Origin of the sequence: Thalassospira sp. (assembly GCF_040218635.1) — a bacterium.
In the GTDB taxonomy this organism is placed as follows: domain Bacteria; phylum Pseudomonadota; class Alphaproteobacteria; order Rhodospirillales; family Thalassospiraceae; genus Thalassospira.
On sequence record NZ_JAVJRB010000012.1, the window covers coordinates 955,058 to 977,413 of the forward strand.

Consider the following 22,356-nt stretch of genomic DNA (forward strand, 5'->3'; position numbering starts at 1 on the left):
TCTATTCCTTACCCCCTGCTTTCCAGGCGCGCAGGGTCAATGAATTCCCCACAACCGAAACAGAACTCAGCGCCATCGCCGCCCCCGCGATCGCCGGGCTCAGAACCCCAAAGGCCGCAAGTGGTACACCAACCACGTTATAGGCAAACGCCCAAAACAGGTTTTGCGCAATCTTACGTCGGGTCGCGATCGATATATCAATGGCAGCAGACACTAGTGCCGGGTCCGAACGCATCAACGTGATCCCGGCCGTTTCCATGGCCACATCGGTCCCGCCCCCCATGGCAATCCCAACATCGGCCGCGGCCAGTGCCGGGGCATCATTGATACCATCACCAACCATGGCAACATGACGGCCCTGTTTGCGCAGCTTTTCAACCTCAAGCGCCTTGTCTTGCGGACGAATGCGCCCTTCTCCACGTTCCAAATCCAATTCGCGGGCGACATAACTGGCAACGTCCTGACTATCGCCGGACAGCATGATCGATGAAATGCCGCGTGCCTTCAGATCGGCAATCGCCTGTTTGGCCGTTTCGCGAATGCGGTCCTCAAGGGTGATGTAACCGGCAAAGACACCGTCAACCGCAATCAGAATGACGGTACGCCCCTCACCTTCATGCTTTTGAATTGCCCTAGCAGTCTCATCATTTGGTTGCTTGATCCCTTGGTCGGAAAGCAAGGCCTCGCTGCCAATCGCGACTTTGCGGCCATCGATTTCTGCCATGACACCGGCACCGGTTTTCCCTTTGAAGTTGGTAATTTCGGGAACTGTCATTTCTTCATCACGGGCAAGCGATACAATCGCCCGTGCCAATGGATGTTCACTGGCGGCTTGCACCCCGGCAGTCAGCCGCACCAATTCATTGCGATCCATGCCATCAACCGGGCAAACATCGCGCACGGTTGGTGTACCTTCGGTCAGGGTGCCGGTTTTATCAAAAATGACCGTATCGACGTTATGGGCCTGTTCAAGCGCATCAAAGTTCCGGATCAGGATACCATTGCGTGCAGCACTCCCCGTTCCTGCGACAAGGGCCGTCGGCGTTGCCAGCCCCAACGCACAAGGACATGCGATCACCAACACAGAAACCGCCGCCACAATGGATGCTTCGCCGCCAAAGCCCGCCAATAGCCAACCGATCATGGTCGCGAATGCAATGGCGACAACAACCGGCACGAACACTGCAGATACACGGTCAACAAGCTTTTGCACCGGGGCCTTGCCTGTCTGCGCCTGTTCGACCAGACGAATGATACGCGACAATGTGGTGTCATCACCAACAGCACGGACTTCGATATCAAGCCGCCCTGTGCCATTGACAGCACCGCCAACAACCGCGTCACCGGGCACACGGGCAACCGGGCGGGTTTCCCCGGTAATCAGGCTTTCATCAAGATCACTTTCACCAGAACGGACTGTGCCGTCGACCGGTAGACGTTCGCCGGGAAGAACCCGGACGATATCACCGACCGCAAGGCTTTCGATGGCAACGTCTTGTTCGCCCTCGCCTTCAGTCAGCTTACGTGCCCGACGTGGACGTAGCGCCATCAATTCACGAATGGCCGCAGACGCCCCGCGTTTGGCGCGTTCTTCCATAATCTTACCGGCAAGGATCAGGGTGATGATGGCTGCAGATGCTTCGAAATACAGATGTGTTTCCGAACCACTGCTTAGTGCCATGTTATAGATACTCAGGAAATAAGCAGCCGACGTCCCAAGTGCGACGAGAACATCCATATTCGCACTTCGATGACGAAGGGCGGCCCAGGCACCTTTGTAAAAACGTCTGCCGATTATAAATTGAACCGGTGTCGCCAATGCAAGTTCGACCCACGCAGGAAGATGATACGCGACACCAAAGTTCATCCACACCATCTGCAACACCAAAGGTGCCGTCAGAAGTGCTGATATGGCCAAAAGGATCAATGATCTGTCGATTTTGGCAGCAGGCGCTGTGTCCCCCGCATCCGGTCCATCGCTACCATCGCCGGCATCCGAATTGGACTTATTTCGCGATGTTGCATGATAACCGGCATCTTCAATCGCCTTGATCACCGCTGCATCCGTGATTTTACCCGGCAATGCCGAAATATCAGCACGTTCCAGCGCGAAATTCACACTGGCTGATGTCACATCAGGCATCGCCGACAACGCCTTTTCAACGCGAAGTGCGCAATTGGCACAGGTCATGCCATCAATATCAAATGACAATTGGCTTTGCTGTACGCTGTAACCGGCATCTTTGATCGCATCGGCAATCTTGGCAGTATCAAGTTTGTCGCGATCAAAGCGGATATGGGCTTTATTCAGCGCAAGGTTGACGTCAACCTCTGCCACACCATCCAGTCCCTTAACCGCCTTTTCCACACGGCCCACACAGCTTGCGCAACTCATACCGTCAATCTGCAGACTGATGTCGGCTTGATTCGAGCCGGTTGGTTTCCCGGACGCAGCACCGCCATTTGCGGTCTCAAATGTTTCTGTCCGACTGTCCATATCACGTAACCTCAAACTGGCTTCCTATCTGATATGGCAGAAGATAGACCTTCCAGCAACTGGAAGGTCAAGGCGAAAAGACACGCCTGCGATAAATCATTCAACCACCCGGGAATTCGCCACAAAAAAAGCCCCGGAACATTTCCCGGGGCTTTGACCATTCATCACAGATCGCATTTACGCGTGTGGGCTTGGCTCACCCGCCGCGCGGAACTGGATGTAGTTCGGCAGGCCCATCATTTCGATCAGGCGGATCTGCTGTTCGATCCAGTAGGCGTGATCTTCTTCGCTATCATCAAGCAAGCCGACAAGCATCTGACGGGTCTGGAAGTCGTCTTCCTTTTCCGCGATCTTGATACCTTGTTTCAGAAGGTTGATCACGTGATATTCGTGTTCGAGATCATTCTTCATCATCTCGGGTACGGTTTTGCCGATCTTGATCGGTTCACGTGACGCGGTATCTGGAACACCTTCAAGGAACAAAATCCGCTCGATCAGGCGCTTTGCGTGTTCAAGCTCTTCGTCCTTTTCGTGGTGCATGCGTTCATAAAGCGAATGCAGCCCCCAATCGGCATACATTTCGGCATGCGTATTATACTGGTCGGCCGCAGACAGCTCAGCAGTGAGCTGCTTATTCAATGCGGCAATAACCTTTTTACTACCCTTCATGGCATAACGCTCCTGGTCTGATTAGTCGCCGTCGCCTGAACGGCTCTGAATGTAATTATGGATACCGACATTTTCGAGCTGCCATTCTTCGGTCTCAAGCCAGTCGACATGTTCTTCCTGATCTTCAAGGAATTTCACCAGAAGATCGCGGGTGACAAAATCCTCTGCCGTTTCACAGGCCGTGATTGCTTCGCGCAGCAGTGGCAAAGAGGCCAGTTCGAACTTCATGTCGCAACTGACGATTTCCGGGACATTCTCACCGATCATGAGTTTGTTGAGGTTTTGAAGATTGGGCAGGCCTTCAAGAAACAGAATGCGCTCAATCGTGTCATCGGCGCGTTTCATTTCCTTGATGGAAAGTTTGTATTCGTATTCGCCCATTTCTTCGACGCCCCAGTCTCGCAACATACGGGCATGCAGGAAATACTGGTTAATCGCGGTCAACTGATTTGTCAGAACGCGATTAAGGTATGTGATGATCTTTGGATCACCTTTCATCATGGCTCTCCTGATGGTTGGGCTACCCAGATATTGGGAACACAGCATACTCGTTTCAAGGGAAAAGCGCGAGTTTGATTACCATTATCAGTAATTTAGGCGTTTTTTTTGAATACTGCCATTCAAACGCAATGACTAAAAATCATTCGCACAAAAAAGCCTGCGAATGCAAATCGCTTCAGCGAAAACAACCGGACCTGCAATCTTTTATCTGCTCGATTACGTACGACTCGTACATGTCCTGAAAACCAATCACAAAGAATGCGATGTCACGTTTTAAAACCATCCGTTTCGTTCTGGGCGATCAACTGACACGCGGCATATCAAGCCTTGCCGATGCGAGCCCCGACAAAGATCTTATTGTCATGGCTGAACCGGACGCGGAAACAAACTATGTTCCCCATCACCGTCAGAAAATCGTTTTTATTCTCTCCGCCATGCGCCACTTTTCCAACATGTTGCAGGCCGAGGGATTTGAGGTGGCGTATTTCGATTACAAGCAACACCCGACGAAAAGCTTCACTGATGCCCTGAAAGCTGCAATCACAAAACACCCAATTAACACCGTCATCATCACCGAACCGGGCGAATGGCGTGTTAAACGAGAACTGGCGACATGGGAAAATGACCTTGATGTGTCACTTGAAGTACGGACGGATGACCGCTTCTTCGCCACGCTTTCTGCGTTTGAGCGATTTGCCGAGGGTCGCAAAGAACTTAGAATGGAATACTTCTACCGCGGTTTAAGGCGCGAAACAGGAATCTTAATGAAATCTGACGGGAAACCGGTTGGCGATCAATGGAACTTTGATAAAGACAACCGCAAACGCCTTCCTGATGACGTTTCACCACCAGCGGGGAAAACCTTTCCACCTGACGCCATCACGACAAGTTTTATTGAGACCGTTGAGGAGGATTTCCCCGATGCCCTTGGTAGCGTTGACTCTTTTGGTTGGGCTGTAACGCGCTCGGATGCGCTGATTGCACTGAAGCACTTTATTGACAACCGGCTGGCGAGATTCGGTGATTATCAGGACGCAATGACTGTCAAAAGCGCTACGGTTTATCACTCGTTACTCAGCCCCTACATCAATGTAGGCCTACTGTTGCCTCAAGAAGTATGTCATGCAGCAGAACGGGCATATTATGATGGAATTGCGCCACTAAACGCTGTCGAAGGGTTCATTCGCCAAGTTCTGGGCTGGCGAGAATATGTTCGAGGGCTTTACTGGTTCATGGGCCCCCACTACAGCGAAGACAACTATCTCAATGCCACACGTCCAGTCCCCGACTTTTTCTGGAATGCCGACGTTGGACTGAATTGCCTGCATCAAGCGATTGGGGAAACCCTTGAAAACGCATATGCACACCATATTCAACGCCTTATGGTTATTGGCAATTTCTCTCTACTTGCAGGTCTTGATCCAAAGCAAGTGTGTGATTGGTATCTTGCCGTTTACATCGATGCATTTGAATGGGTAGAGCTCCCAAATACATTGGGAATGGCTCTTTATGCCGATGGCGGAAAAATAGCGTCAAAGCCCTACGCTGCGAGTGGTAAATATATTGACCGTATGTCTGATTACTGTGAGGGTTGCCAATACAATCCGCGCAAGAATATTGGCCCGGACGCTTGTCCTTACAATGCGCTTTATTGGTATTTTCTCAACCGAAACGCCGACATTCTTGGGAAAAACCCGCGTCTTGGAATGCCCTATAGAAATTGGGCACGAATGGCAGAAGACACCAAACGCAATCTAATCAGCCAAGCTGAAGGTTTTCTTGAAAAACTGGAAAGCGATGGCGGAAATTCAAGCGACCTTCGCAACCTGCAACCCAGACTTTTTTGAAAAGCACTTTCTGGTGCACGATAAATAAGCCCAAAAACACAAAAAGCCGGACTGATGTCCGGCTTCCGCATTGGCATTCCCGATAAAGGGCGCCTAGGTCGTTCTGGCGTTATGCAATCGCTTCGCGAGCTGCTTTACGAGCAACGTCTTTGATCTGCCACTGGGAAATCCCGACATCATCAAGATCGCGCTTATCAAGGCCGTAAAGTTCATTCGCGACCGAGCGTGCATAGGCCCAACGGCGAACAGCAACAAAAATACTGGACAGGAACATGTTGAACCTCCTTGGGTTTCAGAGAATGAATGCTGCCTTGGAAAGCACTTCCAACTGTCTGGCGCATTCACCGTAGTAGTTTCGCTATGCAATATGCCTTCATGTTCCAGAATCCTCAATTCCCTAACTTTGCATATCATCTATTCCATTTTGTCACAGGTAAACATATCCGAGCCTGCCATCCACCACGGAAAGCCCGAATGCAAGGCAAACCCCAACCCTTTCCTCGCCATCATCAGGCAAGAAATCGCACCGCGCCGCACAATTAATTGCTATTCAGGATCATATTTCGGTTATTGGCAGCATCACTTAACAGTCAAAATGCCGACCTGTTACATTTCAGCAGTGCGATTCATCGTTTGAAAACATCTGGCAACTTTTAAAACTGCCTTCCTCTTTGGGCGGTTTCAGCAAATTTCAGGCTGCGTTTCTTCGGCACCTTGCCCGTTTCGCTACTAAAACCGTATAAATAGGCATTCAATTCGCGTCATTCATGGCCCTACGTCACAGCTTTAATGCACATAAACGCCCTAATTGTTTTTGCTGCCCTGCAATATAGTTACAGACACCCTATTAAATTTGTAACAGATTGTTTCAGTTCGCATTCTGGAAACGCCCTGTTACAGTTTTGTGGATGCATTGAAGGCCCTCTCACAGCATGGTGTCGCTGCAATTGGTTTAAAGCCAGGGAGGAAAACCTAAATGTATCTGCGCAAAACCATTCTCGCCACAGGTGTGGCTCTTTCAGCACTCGCAACTGCCAGCTTCGCTCATGCCGAGCCGACCGCTGAAGTCCTGCATTGGTGGACTTCGGGCGGCGAAGCAAAAGCTGTCGCAGCTCTTAAAGAAGATTTTGAAGCCAAAGGCGGCAAATGGGTTGATAGCCCGGTTGCAGGCGGCGGCGGCGATGCAGCCATGACCGTTCTGCGTTCGCGCGTTCTGTCTGGTGATGCACCGGCAGCTGTTCAGCTTAAAGGTCCGGCAATTCAGGATTGGGCCGAACAGGGCGCTCTTGCTGATCTTAATGACGTTGCTGCAGCAGAAGGCTGGGATGACGTTATCCCGGCAGCTATTCAGGACGTTATGAAATATGAAGGCGACTATGTTGCTGTTCCGGTAAACGTTCACCGCGTTGACTGGATCTGGGCAAACCCGACCCTTCTTGCAAAAGTCGGTGCCGATAGCGTTCCGACCACCTGGGACGAATTCAACGCCCTTGCTGACAAACTTCAGGCTGCTGGCATCACGCCGGTTGCCCATGGTGGTCAGCCTTGGCAGGACGCAACCGTGTTCGAGACCGTTGTTCTTGGTCTGGGCGGTTCAGAGTTCTTCCAGAATGCACTTGTTGATCTTGACGAAGACGCGCTGAAATCCGACACCATGAAAGCGGTGTTTGACCAGATGCGTAAAATCCGTGGCTATGTCGATGCCGACTTCCCGGGGCGTGACTGGAACCTTGCAACTGCAATGGTCATGAATGGCGATGCCGCCATGCAGATCATGGGTGACTGGGCAAAAGGCGAATTCCTTGCTGCTGGTAAAGTACCGGGCAAAGACTTCATCTGCTCCCCGACCCCGTCTGAGAACGGCTACCTGTTCAACGTTGACAGCTTTGCCATGTTCAACGTTTCGGGCGACGATAAAGTCGAAGGCCAGAAACTTCTTGCCGAACTGATCGTCGGTGAAAAGTTCCAGGAAACCTTCAACCTTCTCAAAGGTTCGATCCCGGCACGTTCGGGCGTTTCGCTCGACAAGTTCGACGATTGCGCCAAGAAATCCGAAGCTGACCTTCTTGCAGCTCAGGATGCTGGCGGCTTCCTTCCGTCCATGGCACATGGCATGGCGCTTCGTGGTCACCTTTCGGGTGCCATCGTTGACGTTGTGACCGCGCATTTCAACTCCGACATGTCGTCTGACGAAGCCGTCTCGCGTCTGGTCGAAGCTGTTGAACTGGCCAAAGACTAATCTCATCTTATCAGAACAGTCTTACTGTCTGAATAGCGCGCAGGCCCCGGATTTTCCGGGGCCTGCTTCCCACTACTTTAACTTTTGAGGCAAAGGGTATGGGGGCTTCTCAAAGCACCGAAAGCAACCTGACGGCCAGCATCCAACGCCATCTTTCCAAGATCGTTGTTGCACCGTCCTTTGCTGCGTCCCTGTTTTTCGTCTACGGGTTCATCCTGTGGACGGGCTATATGGCGTTTTCCAAGTCGCGCATGCTTCCCGTATGGGATTGGGCAGGGCTGCGACAGTATGAACGCCTGTGGCAAATGGAACGCTGGCATGTTGCCATTGAAAACCTTCTGGTCTTTGGCGGTCTGTTTATTGTGACCTGCCTGATCATCGGGTGTTTCCTGGCTGTACTTCTCGATCAGCGTATTCGCGCCGAAGGCGCACTCCGCACGATCTTCCTGTATCCGATGGCCCTGTCCTTCATTGTGACCGGGACCGTTTGGAAATGGCTTCTTAATCCGGGCCTTGGCCTGGAAAGCATGATGCATGATTTTGGCTGGACGAGCTTTAAGTTCGACTGGCTGGTCAATTCGGATATGGCGATCTACACCGTGGTAATCGCAGCCGTCTGGCAGGCATCCGGTTTCATTATGGCAATGTTCCTTGCGGCATTGCGCGGCGTCGATCAAGACATCATTCGCGCAGCCTATATGGATGGTGCCAGCCTGCCCCGCATCTATTTCGGCATTATCATTCCGTCAATTCGCCCGGTTTTCCTGAGCGCGATTGTCGTTCTGGCCCATCTGGCCGTTAAAAGCTTTGACCTGGTCATCGCCCTTACGGGTGGCGGACCGGGTTACTCATCGGATCTTCCGGCAACCTTCATGTACACGATGGCATTCCAGCGCAACCAACTTGGTGTGGGTGCTGCCAGTGCGATGATGATGCTGGCAACCGTTATGGCAATCATTGTGCCGTATCTGTATTCCGAACTGCGCGGAGGCAAGAAAAATGGCTGACCTTCAGACCTACAGCCACGACGCGGGTTGGAAAAACACAATACTGCGTGGTTTGCTGTATCTCGTCCTGATCCTGTTTGCTGCCTATTACCTTTTCCCGCTGATCGTCATGGTCGCGACGTCGCTAAAGTCGCTTGACGAAATTCGTGAAGGGTCCCTGATTTCACTGCCACGTGTCGTCACGTTTGATGCATGGAACTATGCATGGAACGAAGCATGCATTGGCGTGGAATGTACAGGCATCAAAATCTATTTCTGGAACTCGGTCAAAATGGCAATTCCCGCCGTTCTGATTTCGACCTTCCTTGGTGCGATCAACGGCTATGCCCTGACCAAATGGCGTTTCAAGGGTGCAAACATCGTCTTTGCCCTGCTGCTGTTTGGCTGCTTCATTCCGTTTCAGGTCGTGCTGCTGCCGATGTCACAGGTTCTTGGCAAGATCGGTCTTGCCAGCTCGACCCCGGGCCTTGTTCTGGTCCATGTCGTGTATGGCCTGTGCTTCACCACCCTGTTCTTCCGGAACTACTATGTTTCGATCCCGGATGAACTTGTCAAAGCAGCCACCATCGACGGTGCGGGTTTCTTCACCATCTTCTGGCGCATCATTCTGCCGATCTCGACCCCGATCATCGTGGTTTCGGTCATCTGGCAGTTCACCCAGATCTGGAATGACTTCCTTTTCGGTGCTTCTTTCGCCTCTGGCGCAAACGCACCGATGACAGTCGCACTCAACAATATCGTCAACACCACTACCGGCGTGAAACAGTACAACGTTGATATGGCCGCAGCCCTGCTGACCGGTCTCCCGACGCTTCTGGTTTACGTCCTGGCAGGCAAATACTTCGTCCGCGGCCTGACCGCCGGTTCGGTGAAGGGATAAGCAAATGGCATCACTCACCCTAGATAAAGTTCGCAAGGCTTTTGGCCCTGTCGAAGTTCTCAAGGAAATCAATCTGGCAATTGACGATGGCGAGTTTCTCGTCCTTGTTGGTCCGTCAGGTTGCGGTAAATCGACCCTTCTGAACCTGATTGCTGGTTTGGAAAGCTCGACAGACGGGGAAATCCGCATCGGGGACCGCGTAATCAACGACGTACATCCAAAAGACCGTAACATCGCAATGGTGTTCCAGTCCTATGCGCTGTACCCGAACATGACCGTTCGCAAGAACATCACCTTTGGTCTGGAAATCCGCGGCGTCTCTAATCAGGAACGCGACAAGGCAGTCGCCGACGTTGCCAAACTGCTTCAGATCGAGCCACTTCTGGATCGTAAACCATCCCAGCTTTCAGGTGGTCAGCGTCAACGTGTTGCCATGGGCCGTGCGCTTGTGCGTGACCCGGACATCTTCCTGTTTGACGAACCGCTTTCAAACCTTGATGCCAAGCTGCGCGTTGATATGCGCACCGAGATCAAAAAGCTACATCAGCGTCTTGGATCAACCATCGTTTACGTGACCCACGATCAGATCGAAGCCATGACCCTGGCTTCAAGAATCGCTGTCATGAAAGACGGTATTTTGCAGCAATTCGATACGCCGCAGAACATCTATGAACGCCCTAACAACATGTTTGTTGCGGGCTTCATCGGTTCTCCGTCAATGAACTTCGTGAACGCGACATTGGTTGAAGAAAACGGTCAGCTTGCGGTTTCCATCGCCCGCGAAGGCAGCCCGATTACCCTGCCGCTGTTTGAAGCACCTGAAAGCTACAAAAACTACGCTGGCAAGAAAGTTGTCTTTGGCATTCGTCCAGAAGCCCTGACCCATAAACGTACGGGTTCAGAAGCCTCTGGCAGCCAGTATGTCAATTTCGATAGCAAAGTCGAAGTGATCGAACCAACCGGTGCCGACACGATGACGGTTATTGAAATTGCCGGTAAAGAAATCGTCGCACGTGTCCGTCCTGACCGGGCACCGACGCCGGGCGAGAGCATGACGTTCTCGGCCGATATGTCTCAGATCAGTCTGTTTGACCCGGATACCGAGTTGCGGATCTGATCTGATTGGCGGGTGGTTCTGGGGGCCACCCGCCATTCTTCTTTTTGGGGCCTTTTCACAGCCCCGACCCTTTCCCCACACCCACGCTATTTAAACTGTGTAGATGCCAATTTGATCGAACCGGACACACAGAAGTCGGTCGATGTAAATCCGCGTGAAAATAACAATAATTTCACGTAGTTAGGGAGGATGGTCTATGACGACCACTAAAAAAGAAACATCAAACGCGACCCGAAAATCCAAAGGACTGGGCATCCGTTTCAAACTCGGTGCTTCATTTGGCGCGATTGCAGCTATGACCGCGATTGCAGCCATTGTTGGCATCGTTTCGATTGAACGGATCAGCTCCGCACTTGATACCGTGACCAAAACATCATCCGTGGCACAGGCCCTGCGCGCCGCAGAAGAAAGCAGCGCGATTGCCGTCCTTGCATCGGAGATGGCAACCAATCCCAATGCAGATATCCAGTCCCTGTCCAGCATGGCAAAAAACCGTATGCAGGACCTGAGCGACGCAACGCGTAATTCACCGCTGTCAGAAGTGGCTCAAACGCTTGGACCAGATTTGGCATCCCTGATCGATGCCGCCTTAAATCGCAAACAACTCGACACCAAAGTCAGTGATGCGATCAATGATTTGCGCAATCAGCATGACGGGTTTCTTAAAACCATCGAAGGCAAGGTCAGCACGGCCAATCGCGAACTGATTGACGGCAGCAATGACGTTATCGGGTCGGCCGCCGAAAACCTTAACACCCTGATTACCGATCAGGTGGGGACATTGCGATCTGCATTGACCCTGCAGGCTGAGGGCAACTTGTTGGTCAGCATCCTGATTGAAGCTGCCAATGCAAGTAATGCCGAAACCATTGATGCCCTTAAAGCACGGTTTGATACGACAAGGACGACACTGTCCGAACTTGGCGCTGCATCAGGATCAGAAGACCTTGCGCAGATCACCGAAAACCTGCTTGGCTTTGGGGTTGGCGATAACAATATCTTTTCGATCCGGCGCAATGAACTGACCGCCACCACGCAATCAAGCGAGGTCTTTCGCAAGGCCCGCATTGGCCTTGAAGGCCGTCTGCACGAAGCATATGGCGAACTGATAGCCATCATTGATGCAGCACCCCTGCCCGCAGCGGACGGTTTCCAGATGAAAGCCATCATATCGCAAAGCTATGCCATGATGGTTTCGGGCATTGCCGCCAACGATATTGAAACCGTCAAGGCCACCAAGGAAAAGTTCAGCGCGTTTTACAAAGAAAACCGCAAAATTCCAGAATCCATCAGTGCCGATTTCAAAAAGCCCGCCAGCGACTTTTTCCGTCTTGGTATGATGCGCGGCGCGCTTTTTGACCTGCGAAAACAGGAACTCGAAGCCATCCAGCGGGCCACTGAAACATGGTCGCGTTTGGCAACAGAACGCAAAGACCAACTGTTCGTTGCCCATCAGGCGTTCCGCGACGCGATTGCCCCGGTGGTCGAGGCCGCAGATAGCGGCCTACGTGATCGATCCGCCGCGATTCAGGATCAAAGCCGTTCAGCCATCAGTGGGTTGATGGAAAAGGAACTGGCAGCCCTGATCACGATGGTACGTCTCGAAGCGGCTGGCAACCTTGCCATCGGTTATCAGAATCAGGCTGCAGCGGCCGTTGACATTGATACGCTTGATCAATTAGCAAACCGTCTTGCCGATGTCGCCAAATCAAGCAAATCCATCGCTGCCAATGTTCCCGATGCAAGCACCATTGCCCAGACGGCACAAACCCTGACGGGTCTTTCGGTTGTCACACCCAAACGTGACGCCATCACTGCCCAGAAATCCGCGACCACAGCCCTTGATGATGTCCGGGTTGCCGTTGAAAAGATGGGTGTGCAAGGTGTCGCAGGGGCAGCAAGCAAGCAATCGGCGGCTGTCACCGTTGAATCGGCTGAGGCCATCACCCAAGGGCGTATCATCCTGATTGCCCTTGGAATCGGGTCGCTTGTTCTCGCCGGGCTTCTGGCATGGATCTATGTCGGGCGTGGTTTGATTGCCCGTCTTGAACGCATCCGTATTGCAATGGCTGAAATTGCGGTCGGAAACACCAATGTTGCGATCAACGACAATGGCAATGACGAACTGACAGAAATGAGCAAGACGCTTGAAGTCTTCCGCTCTAACGCTGCTGAAATCGTCGAATCCCAAAAACGCGAAACCCAACAACGCCAAGCAGCCACCCAGGAACGCCAAGCTGCCCTTAATGCCCTTGCCAATGACTTTGAAAGCCGGATTAAATCATTGGCTGAAGACATCGCAAAGGCATCTGAAGGCATGCACAAGTCTGCACAGACCTTATCTGAGCGCAGCACAACCAGTGCAGATCGTTCTGAAAGTGCGGCAACAGCAACCCAGGCAACTGCCCATAGCGTTGAAACCGTTGCGGCAGCAGCGGAAGAACTTGCGGCATCAATCAGCGAAATCCGACGCCAGACAGAGGATTCAACGCGCATCTCGCGCGATACATCCGAACGGGCAACCCAAAGCGCGCAAAGCGTTCAGGCCTTAAACAAACTGGCCGATGAAATCGGTGATGTGGTCACTTTGATTTCAGACATTGCCGAACAGACCAATATGCTGGCCCTTAATGCCACGATCGAGGCAGCCCGCGCCGGTGATGCCGGCAAAGGGTTCGCCGTTGTCGCCAACGAGGTCAAACACCTTGCCGATCAAACGGCAAAGGCGACAGCCGATATTGGGGGTCGGATCAAGGCGGTTCAAAATGCAACCCAGCATGCCAGTGATGAAATCGATGCCATTAGCTCATCCGTAAGCGCGTTGGATAGCATCACCACTGCCCTTTCAAGTGCGGTGGAACAGCAGGCATCGGCAACACAGGAAATTACCCAGAATGCCCAAGCCGCCAACGACACCACCCGCCGCGCGGCAGATGATGTAATGGCGGCGAAATCGGTTGTGATCGAAACCGGTGAGATTTCCAATAACGTGTTGGTTTTAGCCAAGGATCTGAGCAATCAAGCCACCAACATTCAGCGCGAAGTCGATAACTTCCTAAGCGACATTCGCCAAGGGTGATCACAGCACGGATCTAAAACACCGATCCATTGCCTTAACATATCTTCCAACCAGAGCGGCCCGGTCATCCGGGTCGTTTTTGTTTGGTTCTTATGTGCTGCTATTGACCCGTCTGGGAATGGATATGATGACTTCAAGCCCCTTGCCCGGCATGTTGCGCAGCTTTATCTCGCCGTCATGGGCATCAATCACTGTTTTAACGATTGAAAGGCCAAGGCCACTGCCGCCGGTACTCCGCGCACGTGATCCTTCAACCCGGTAAAATGGCAGAAACACTTTATCCTGATGTTCCACCGCGATGCCCGGCCCTTCATCACGAATAACGATCAAAATCGTGTCTGCGGTTGCCTCCAGACTGACCTTGGCCCGATGGCCGTATTTCAACGCGTTTTCGATTAGGTTGGTGAAAGCCCGCTTTAACGTGCCCGGTCGGCAAGACAACCGAATACTGCGCTTCCCATCAAAGGAATGCGGCTCGTCCCCACCGCCAAAGACCGTGTGGACCGAACTAAATTGCAGCGGCTGTGGCCCTGCAAAACTTACAGGACGGCCAAGGTCGGCGTAATCATCACAGATCGCTTCAAGAACCGAAACGAAATCGACCGTGCGTTCTTCTTCCTTTTGAATCCAGTCACCAAGGAAATCGAGCGCATCGTTTAACAGGCTGTCCATTTCATCAAGATCACGCAAAACAGTTTCGCGCAGTTCGTCATTTTCAATGAATTCGGCCCGCAGGCGCAACCGCGTGCTGGGTGTGCGCAAATCGTGCGAAATCGCTGCTAACATCCGGGTCCGATCGCCCAGCATCCGTGCAATACGTTCACGCAAATCGTTATAGGCAGCGGCCATTGAACGGGCTTCGGTCGGGCCACGTTCTTCGACCGGCAGACCTTCAACTTCATCGCCATGATCAATGATCGCGTTGGTCAGTCTCTTAAACGGCCCGGCCAGCAAATCGGCAAGGGCGGCAAACACTGCAAGAACGGCGACCACACCCAACAAGAACATCAAAAACACAAGTGATGGTGATGAATAGTTTGCCCATAATTCATCATGGCGCACCAAAACCCGCTTACCCGACGGCATCGTGATTTCGATCTGGGCTTCAAGCCCCAAACGGGCAATCTCACGCGACAATTCGGCGAAAAACAGACTGGGGTTTTCGGCGGCCTCAATGACAGCACGTTGTTCGGAACTCAGGCGCCCACGCACGAAATGGACCTTGACCGATATCGGCCAACCGGTATTGGCCAACCGGACCGGCAGGGCAATATGCTGTGCCGGACGTGAAAAAAGCAGCAAGGTCCCGAAATCATCTGGTGGCAGCAATCGCAATGCCATGCCATCACGTGCGGCAATGTCGACAATGTTGGCTTCAAATTCGGGATTTTCGGCAATCCGCAACAATTCGCGAATGGTAAAGCCCAGTGTATAGGCCCGACTGATCCGCTCATCACGTTCAATGACGTAATAGGATGCCATGGCACTCAGCACGGCGATGATCACCCCGCCCAGCATCATCAGCGAAAAGATACGCCCACCCAAAGTGCGCGGTTTATAGCGACGAAGATAGTTGCTGAAATCTGCAAACATGCCCGCCATCAACCGACCTTAAATCGTTTGGGTATCTGCGCAGAATTGATAGCCAATGCCGCGCACAGTTTTGATCAGTTTGGGATTTTTGGCATCTTTTTCGATCTTGCGGCGCAGGCGGCTGATCTGAATATCAATGCTGCGATCAAACGGAAGCGAGCTTTGCCCACGCACAATATCAACAAGCTGTTCACGCGAAATCGCCCGCTTGTTGTTTTTCACCAGTGCCAAAAGCAGCGAAAATTCCCCGGTTGAAAGATGTACCGCAACATTATCGGCATCCCGCAATTCACGTGATCCGATATCAAGCGTCCAATCACCAAAGATGACTTTCTGTGTCGGGACAACTTCATTATCAACCGGGCCAACCGAGCCCGTTTCAAACCGGCGAAACACCGCCCGGATACGGGCGAGCAATTCACGCGGGTTAAACGGCTTGGTCAGATAATCATCGGCCCCCAGTTCCAGACCAAGAATACGGTCGGTATCTTCGCCAACAGCAGTTAGCATGACAATCGGCACCTTGGATGTACGGCGCACATCACGGCACAAGGCAAAGCCGTCTTCACCGGGAAGCATGATATCAAGAATGACAAGATCGATCTTCCAGTCGCGCAAGGCACGGTGCATTTCGTTCCCATCCGAAACGGTGGTGATGCGATAACCGTGCTGCAGCAGGAATTTCTTCAAAAGCTTCTGGATTTCCTGATCGTCATCAACAACCAGAATATGTGGTTCACGTCGCGTCGTCAGTGTCCCGAACTCCCCTATTTATCAACCGGCCATGTTCCTGACCGTCGGCGGAGTTTAGTCGATATCGTCAAAGGTTTGAACCATTTTACCATTTCACGAATGTAAAAGAAAAAGCCGGGCAAAACCCGGCTTTCTCAGATCGAAATATGGCGCGTTATTCTACGCTTATTTCAGGTCATAAACCTTGGTACTTCCCGACACTTCGGATGCAACCACCAGCATCGCATTGCCCGTCGGGCTGTCTGATGCATTTACAAACTGCATGCCTTCCGGGGCCAGTTCACCGGCCGTGTCATGTTCCGGGCTGCCCGAGAACCGGCGATCGCTGTGATAGGTGACAAATTGCGGGTTGGTCGGGTTGGTCAGATCATAGACCATAAAGCCACCCTGACGCTCCAACCCGATAAAGGCATATGGCGTGCCGTTGACATAGCCTGCTGCGATGCCTTCTGGTTCCGGGCCCTTGTCATCGGATCGGTTGTCACGGCTGTAATTTTCCGTGTCAGACGCGTTGAAGACATTGCCGTAATTCGATGCCAGAAACTGTTCAAACGCATCACCACTATCAAAGACCATGCTGCCATTGGCATCAAGGACTGAGAATGACCGTGCGCCATAGCTATAAATCACGTCGACATCGCCGTCACCATCGGTGTCACCCTGTGCCGTCGTGGTTTTCAAACGACCAAGGTTTTCATCTTTCTGAAGGCTGCTTGCCGTCGGGAACGCTACCGGATCAAGGGTCAGTTTACCAACGCGGGTTTCTTCGCTGTAACCGTCATAATCACGTGAATCGCCTTCATTAGCGATCAGGATCCAATCCTTGCCACCGATTTCAATCGCCTCAATCGTATCAGGCATATACATGCCCATAACCGGCCATGTGCGGATATTGACTTTTCCGTCCTTGTCGCTGGCGTCAAAGGCATGAACCGAATGATCCTTGAAACCAAGACCGGCAATACGTTTTACGGTCGCGGTTTCAATATCAATAATCGCAATGGCATTGTTTTCCTGCAACGACACATAGGCGGTTTTGCTGTCTTTGGTCACCGCGATATATTCCGGCTCCACATCCTGGGCAACGCTTGACGTGCCCGGATTTGATGTCCGCATTCCGTATGGAAGTTCACCGTCATTCATAAAGGCAAAATCAACGGTGCGAACATCACCGTCCGTCAGATCATCCACCCCGCCTGCCAGTGAAATGATCGAAACACTGCCTTCCGGGTCATTGGTGAAATCACCATTCGGTTCACCTTCATTGGCGACCAGAACATATTTTCCATCCGGGGAAAATTTGATCATGTCGGGCAATGCACCGACGCTAACAGCCGAAATGAAATTACCGTCCGTGTCAAAAAACACAGCCTGCCCGGCAGCCTGCTTGTCCGCATTTTCAACGGCCACTGCTACAATACCGTTATGGATCGCGACGCTGTTGGCACCCTTGCCCCAGGTTGAAAGTTCCACCGTACCGATTTTGGTCAGCTCGGACGGGTTCGACATATCAAGAATATCGATGACCTTGTCTGCACCATTCACGACAAAGATGCGTTTTGAAACAGGATCAAATGCCGGAATTTCAGCCGCACTTTCATCAAGCATTCCGGTGCGATATTCGCCCATCGGAACAATCGTCAATGAATGGGCACCGGCATTGGCGATACCATCAGCCATCATGGCCTGGTTGTCAGCCGTGCCTGCACAGGCACTTAGAAGTACGGAAACGGCAGCAGTTGCCAAAAGTGAAGAACGCATAATTTCCCCCAAGATCAATGTTTCATCAAAGCAGAGAACTTGCTGATTTGTTGTAACTGTTTGATGACCAGGCGGTGACAGTTTCATAAATATCTTGTGGCACTGACTGCTCCAACCGGGACTTCTGAACGTAACAATTAACAGAACACCATCGCTTCACGTCCCCATCGAAACAGGAAATGCCCATGCCCCCGATCAAAATCGCTGTCATTGGTGCTGGTATGGCGGGTTTAAAAGCCGCCAGCACGCTCCACAAAGTCGGTATGGATATTACGGTCTTTGAGAAAAGCCGTGGCCTTGGCGGACGATTGGCATCACGCCGGACGGAGTTCGGGCATTTCAATCATGGTGCGCAATATATCACGGCCCGTCATCCGGGTTTTAATACCTTCCTGCAACAGGCCACCGACCATAACGCCGCACAGGAATGGCAACCTAATCTCCATCGCGGAACCCCGCCCGATGCGACCCCATCAGATGCGCCCACACATGCTGGCAACCTTGCGCTTGATCCGTGGTATCAGGGCGTGCCGCAAATGAACAAGCTGATCCGCCCATTGGTCGAACCATTTGAAATCCAGAAACAACACCGCATCACATCCATCGAACCGCTGACGCCACAAACCTTCATGCTTCATGATGATCTTGACGGGGAATTCGGTCCGTTCGATGGGGTGATTGTCACCGCACCGGCCCCGCAAACTGCGGAACTTTTACGCCCGCTTTCATCGCGGTTTGATCCGATTGGTGATGTTGTCATCGCCCCATGCTGGAGCGTGATGGCAGCGTTTAAAAAGCCCCTGCCAACCGCGTTTGATGCCATGCTTTATCCATCACCGGAAATAAGCTGGGCCGCACGCAGCACGCAAAACAAAGACATTTTCCATCGTCGCACACCGGATCATTGGGTCTTGCATGCCAGTCCGAACTGGTCGCGGGATCATCTGGAAGAAGACAAGGACCGCGTGATCGAAAAACTGCTAAGTGCGCTTCGCACAGCAAGTGGTATCAAGCTGCCTGATCTTCAAACCGTTCAAGCCCATCGCTGGCGCTATGCCCGGACCGAAATCCCGCTTGGCCGAAGCCACCTGAATGGCATGAATGGCCGCGTCATTGCGGCAGGCGACTGGTGCCTTGGCGCACGGGTCGAAGCCGCATGGCGAAGTGGTCAGTCGGCTGCACATGCCATGATTGAAACCCTGATCGGATAATCCGCATTTCATCAGAAAACATGCCATGCCCCGCAATGCCAATGGATATCGCCACAACAAGTCGGATCTTCCCGAAAAGACCTGTATTGTTTGTAAACGCCCTTTTTCATGGCGCCGCAAATGGAAGGATTGTTGGGAAAGTGTGCGCTATTGTTCGGATAAATGCCGCACAGACCGTAATGCAGCCAACCTACCAACATCACAGCACTCACCACCGTGATGTTCTGTCGTTACAAAATTGGCGGTATCAGCCATAGCCAATGCCGCCCTTCTTGGAAACATTGTTTGTGTGTGTGGCCTGATCCGCCAATCCTAGCCGCGCAGGGATTGCATCCGCTTGATCAGACCGGCCGTTGACGCATCCCGCGTGCTGGCATCTTCTTTGCCCTCAACCATCGGCAGCAATTCCTTGGCAAGCTGCTTGCCAAGTTCAACGCCCCACTGGTCATAGGAATTCACATTCCAGATGATGCCCTGAACAAAGATTTTATGTTCATACATCGCAACCAACCGGCCCAGCGTGAACGGATCAAGCTGCTTATACAGGATCATGGTGCTGGGTTTATTCCCGGCAAAGACCTTTTGCGGGGCCAAGACGTCAATCTCGGCCGGTGACAGATCACTTCCCGAAAGTTCTTCGCGCACTTCGGCTTCGGTCTTGCCGCGCATCAATGCTTCGGCCTGCGCCAAGCAGTTCGCCACCAGCTTGTCATGATGGTTGGATAATGGATGAAGCGCATTGGCCGCCATGATGAAATCAACCGGGATCAGTTCCGTTCCCTGATGGATCAACTGATAAAACGCATGTTGACCGTTGGTGCCGGGCTCGCCCCAAATGATCGGGCCGGTTTCATAGGCAATCGGTTTGCCATCACGGGTGACGGATTTGCCATTACTTTCCATATCGGCCTGCTGCAAATAGGCCGGCAGGCGCGATAAATGCTGATCATATGGCAAAATTGCTTGGCTAGAGGCACCCAGAACATTGCGAGACCACACCCCGATCAGAGCAAGAATCATGGGGATGTTGGTTTCGACCGGTGCCGTTTTGAAATGATTATCCATTGACTGCGCACCGCGCAGAAGTTCTTCGAATTTCTCATAGCCGACGGCCAGAATGATCGGCAATCCAATTGCCGACCACAGGCTATAGCGCCCGCCAACCCAATCCCAGAACCCAAAGGCATTGTCGGTATCAATGCCGAATGCCGCGACCTTTTCAAGGGCGGTTGAAACAGCGACAAAATGCTTGGCAACCGCAGCTTCATCACCAAGCGCCTTGATCAGCCAATCGCGCGCGGAATAGGCATTGGTCAGGGTTTCATCCGTCGTGAAAGTCTTCGATGCGATGATGAAAAGCGTCGTTTCCGCATCAAGGTCTTTAAGCGTATCGACAATATGGGCACCATCAACGTTCGACACAAAATGGCAGCGAATGCCGTCAATGTGGAACGGACGCAGGGCTTCATTGACCATGACCGGGCCAAGATCGGATCCACCAATGCCGATATTGACAACATCAGTGATCTTTTTACCGGTATGGCCTTTCCATTCGCCGGAATGAACCCGCGCAGCAAAGGATTTAAGCCGTGCCAGAACGTCTTTGACCGCAGGCATAACGTCTTGCCCGTCAAACTCAACCGGCGCGCCATCAAGGTTACGAAGGGCGGTGTGCAGCACGGCGCGGTCTTCGGTGACATTGATTTTGTCCCCGGCAAACATCCGGTCGCGCCAAGCTTCAACATTGGCAGCCTTTGCCAGCTTACCAAGGGCGACCATCACGTCATCAGTGATCAGGTTTTTCGAATAATCAACAAACAGGTCATCTAGCGCTGCGCTAAAGCGGTCAAACCGTGCCGGATCATCGGCAAATGCGCGGCGCAGGTTCAGTTTCTCGGAAACTTCCGCGCCAAGACGATCCAGTTCTTCCCAGTTTGCAGTCAATTTATCAGCGGACATAACCATCCTCGGCCAAATTCAGTTCATTACACATCAAGACAACGCAGTTGCGATTTTGCACGCAGACTAGCATCTTGATCAAACCATGTGTGGGACAGTTTGCAGACTGCGGCGGCAAGATTATGGCCGCCGCATAAATTCAATTTAACGGGTCGCAAGAAACGCTTCGACCTCTTTTTCGGTCGGAAGCGCATTAATGGCCCCGCGTTTGGTCGCCGTGATCGCCCCCACCGCATTGGCAAACCGGCAAGCGGCAACAAGCTTTTCTTCCGATGCCAAAAGATCAGGATCCTTGAGAAGACGCGACAGGAAACCTGCCGTGCAACCATCCCCGGCCCCGGTTGCATCAACAGCCGTGATGTCAAAGGATGTTACAAACCCGTCAAATTTCGGGGTGATAAAACGCGATCCCTTGGGGCCATAGGTCACAATCAATGCACGCCACCCGTCACACCACAGGTCTTTGATGCCTTCTTCAAGGTCATCCTTGCCTGAAACGAATGTAATTTCCTCGTCCGACATTTTAACAATATCGGCCTGGCTGATCGCAAGGCGCAGGATTTCGCGGGCCTTCTCAACGCTTGGCCAAAGCGGCAAGCGAAGGTTTGGATCGCACGAAATCACCGCACCATTGTCACGGGCAATTTTGATTGCCTCAAGCGTTGCCGCACGCGGATCATCATCAATCATGCAAAGCGTTCCGTAATGGAACAGATTGGTTGATTTCAGCATGTCCTGATCAAGATCGGCCGGGCACAGCAGCATGTCGGCAGACGGGCTGCGGTAGAACGAAAATTCGCGTTCCCCGTCGGCCCGCAATGACACAAAGGCAAGCCCGGTCAGGGCTTCTTTGGTCAAAACAATGCCCGATGTATCGACATCGGCATCTTTAAGCGTATCAACCAGAAAATGGCCAAAGGCATCATCGCCCAATTTGCCGATAAAACCGGTTTCAATGCCCAATCGCTGGAGCCCCACCGCAGCATTCCCCGGCGCACCACCCGCCGCCTTGGCAAAGGCCGGTGCATCGGCAAGGCCGGTACCGGTTACTGTCGGGACAAAATCAATCAGCAATTCCCCAAGACAAACAGCTTTAGCTGTCATTGCGTTTCTCCGTTCGGATTGTCCGCTTTAATGCGCGGACCCGTTATTCAAAATCAGTGTTGCGGTCTGTGGGACGGAACGCTTTTAAATCGATTCAATTTGACACGCAAACCAAAATAACCCCGGTCTGCGATAGTCA

General features: G+C 52.3%; 17 protein-coding genes. 8 read left to right on the forward strand and 9 right to left on the reverse strand.

Features of this window, described 5'->3' with window-relative positions; translation table 11 throughout:
- Position 1: 1 nt before the first annotated feature.
- The 3 genes from RIC05_RS18420 to bfr (RIC05_RS18430) all read right to left on the reverse strand — a co-directional run bounded on the left by RIC05_RS18420 (position 2) and on the right by bfr (RIC05_RS18430) (position 3,664).
- Entirely contained in the window at positions 2–2,497 is a 2,496-nt protein-coding gene (locus RIC05_RS18420) for a heavy metal translocating P-type ATPase (RefSeq protein ID WP_350046000.1), read from the reverse strand.
- Between the two features lie 177 nt (positions 2,498–2,674).
- A complete protein-coding gene (bfr, locus tag RIC05_RS18425) occupies positions 2,675–3,166 on the reverse strand; it encodes a bacterioferritin (protein WP_350042326.1) in 492 nt (163 codons plus the stop codon).
- A gap of 21 nt (positions 3,167–3,187) precedes the next feature.
- On the reverse strand, positions 3,188–3,664 hold the full coding sequence (gene bfr / locus RIC05_RS18430; protein ID WP_350042325.1) for a bacterioferritin: 477 nt from the start codon (positions 3,662–3,664) through the stop codon (positions 3,188–3,190).
- 266 nt (positions 3,665–3,930) lie between these two features.
- Between bfr (RIC05_RS18430) and RIC05_RS18435 the strand changes: the two genes are divergently transcribed.
- A complete protein-coding gene (locus RIC05_RS18435) occupies positions 3,931–5,514 on the forward strand; it encodes a cryptochrome/photolyase family protein (RefSeq protein WP_350046001.1) in 1,584 nt (527 codons plus the stop codon).
- Between the two features lie 109 nt (positions 5,515–5,623).
- Here RIC05_RS18435 and RIC05_RS18440 read toward each other — a convergent pair whose 3' ends face one another.
- Positions 5,624–5,788: a DUF1127 domain-containing protein gene (locus RIC05_RS18440; RefSeq protein WP_350042323.1), complete on the reverse strand. Its 165-nt coding sequence runs from the start codon at positions 5,786–5,788 to the stop codon at positions 5,624–5,626.
- Between the two features lie 702 nt (positions 5,789–6,490).
- Here RIC05_RS18440 and RIC05_RS18445 point away from each other — a divergent pair.
- The 5 genes from RIC05_RS18445 (at position 6,491) to RIC05_RS18465 (ending at position 13,836) form a co-directional block, all read left to right on the forward strand.
- Positions 6,491–7,753: an ABC transporter substrate-binding protein gene (locus tag RIC05_RS18445; RefSeq protein WP_350042322.1), complete on the forward strand. Its 1,263-nt coding sequence runs from the start codon at positions 6,491–6,493 to the stop codon at positions 7,751–7,753.
- A gap of 98 nt (positions 7,754–7,851) precedes the next feature.
- A complete protein-coding gene (locus tag RIC05_RS18450) occupies positions 7,852–8,760 on the forward strand; it encodes a carbohydrate ABC transporter permease (protein WP_350042321.1) in 909 nt (302 codons plus the stop codon).
- Positions 8,753–9,640, forward strand: a complete 888-nt coding sequence (locus tag RIC05_RS18455) for a carbohydrate ABC transporter permease (RefSeq protein WP_350042320.1) — start codon at positions 8,753–8,755, stop codon at positions 9,638–9,640. The genes RIC05_RS18450 and RIC05_RS18455 overlap by 8 nt, the downstream gene beginning before the upstream one ends.
- Before the next feature lie 4 nt (positions 9,641–9,644).
- Positions 9,645–10,757: an ABC transporter ATP-binding protein gene (locus tag RIC05_RS18460; protein WP_350042319.1), complete on the forward strand. Its 1,113-nt coding sequence runs from the start codon at positions 9,645–9,647 to the stop codon at positions 10,755–10,757.
- A 196-nt stretch (positions 10,758–10,953) separates the two neighbouring features.
- Positions 10,954–13,836 (forward strand): methyl-accepting chemotaxis protein, encoded by a 2,883-nt coding sequence (locus RIC05_RS18465; RefSeq protein WP_350046002.1) that lies wholly within the window; start codon positions 10,954–10,956, stop codon positions 13,834–13,836.
- Positions 13,837–13,926: 90 nt separating this feature from the next.
- Here RIC05_RS18465 and RIC05_RS18470 read toward each other — a convergent pair whose 3' ends face one another.
- The 3 genes from RIC05_RS18470 to RIC05_RS18480 all read right to left on the reverse strand — a co-directional run bounded on the left by RIC05_RS18470 (position 13,927) and on the right by RIC05_RS18480 (position 17,943).
- Entirely contained in the window at positions 13,927–15,429 is a 1,503-nt protein-coding gene (locus RIC05_RS18470) for a sensor histidine kinase (protein WP_350042317.1), read from the reverse strand.
- A gap of 18 nt (positions 15,430–15,447) precedes the next feature.
- The gene (locus RIC05_RS18475) at positions 15,448–16,182 is read right to left on the reverse strand and encodes a response regulator (RefSeq protein ID WP_350042343.1); all 735 of its coding nucleotides are present in this window, start codon (positions 16,180–16,182) and stop codon (positions 15,448–15,450) included.
- A 165-nt stretch (positions 16,183–16,347) separates the two neighbouring features.
- Positions 16,348–17,943: a choice-of-anchor I family protein gene (locus RIC05_RS18480; protein ID WP_350046003.1), complete on the reverse strand. Its 1,596-nt coding sequence runs from the start codon at positions 17,941–17,943 to the stop codon at positions 16,348–16,350.
- Between the two features lie 185 nt (positions 17,944–18,128).
- On the opposite strand from RIC05_RS18480, the gene RIC05_RS18485 reads away from it, so the two are divergent.
- Both RIC05_RS18485 and RIC05_RS18490 read left to right on the forward strand, forming a co-directional pair.
- The gene (locus RIC05_RS18485) at positions 18,129–19,154 is read left to right on the forward strand and encodes an NAD(P)/FAD-dependent oxidoreductase (RefSeq protein ID WP_350046004.1); all 1,026 of its coding nucleotides are present in this window, start codon (positions 18,129–18,131) and stop codon (positions 19,152–19,154) included.
- Between the two features lie 25 nt (positions 19,155–19,179).
- On the forward strand, positions 19,180–19,374 hold the full coding sequence (locus RIC05_RS18490) for a DUF2256 domain-containing protein (RefSeq protein WP_350046005.1): 195 nt from the start codon (positions 19,180–19,182) through the stop codon (positions 19,372–19,374).
- Positions 19,375–19,466: 92 nt separating this feature from the next.
- Here the strand turns inward: RIC05_RS18490 and pgi are convergent, their stop codons facing one another.
- A complete protein-coding gene (gene pgi / locus RIC05_RS18495) occupies positions 19,467–21,113 on the reverse strand; it encodes a glucose-6-phosphate isomerase (RefSeq protein WP_350046006.1) in 1,647 nt (548 codons plus the stop codon).
- A gap of 144 nt (positions 21,114–21,257) precedes the next feature.
- Positions 21,258–22,217: a PfkB family carbohydrate kinase gene (locus RIC05_RS18500; protein WP_350046007.1), complete on the reverse strand. Its 960-nt coding sequence runs from the start codon at positions 22,215–22,217 to the stop codon at positions 21,258–21,260.
- Positions 22,218–22,356 lie beyond the last annotated feature (139 nt).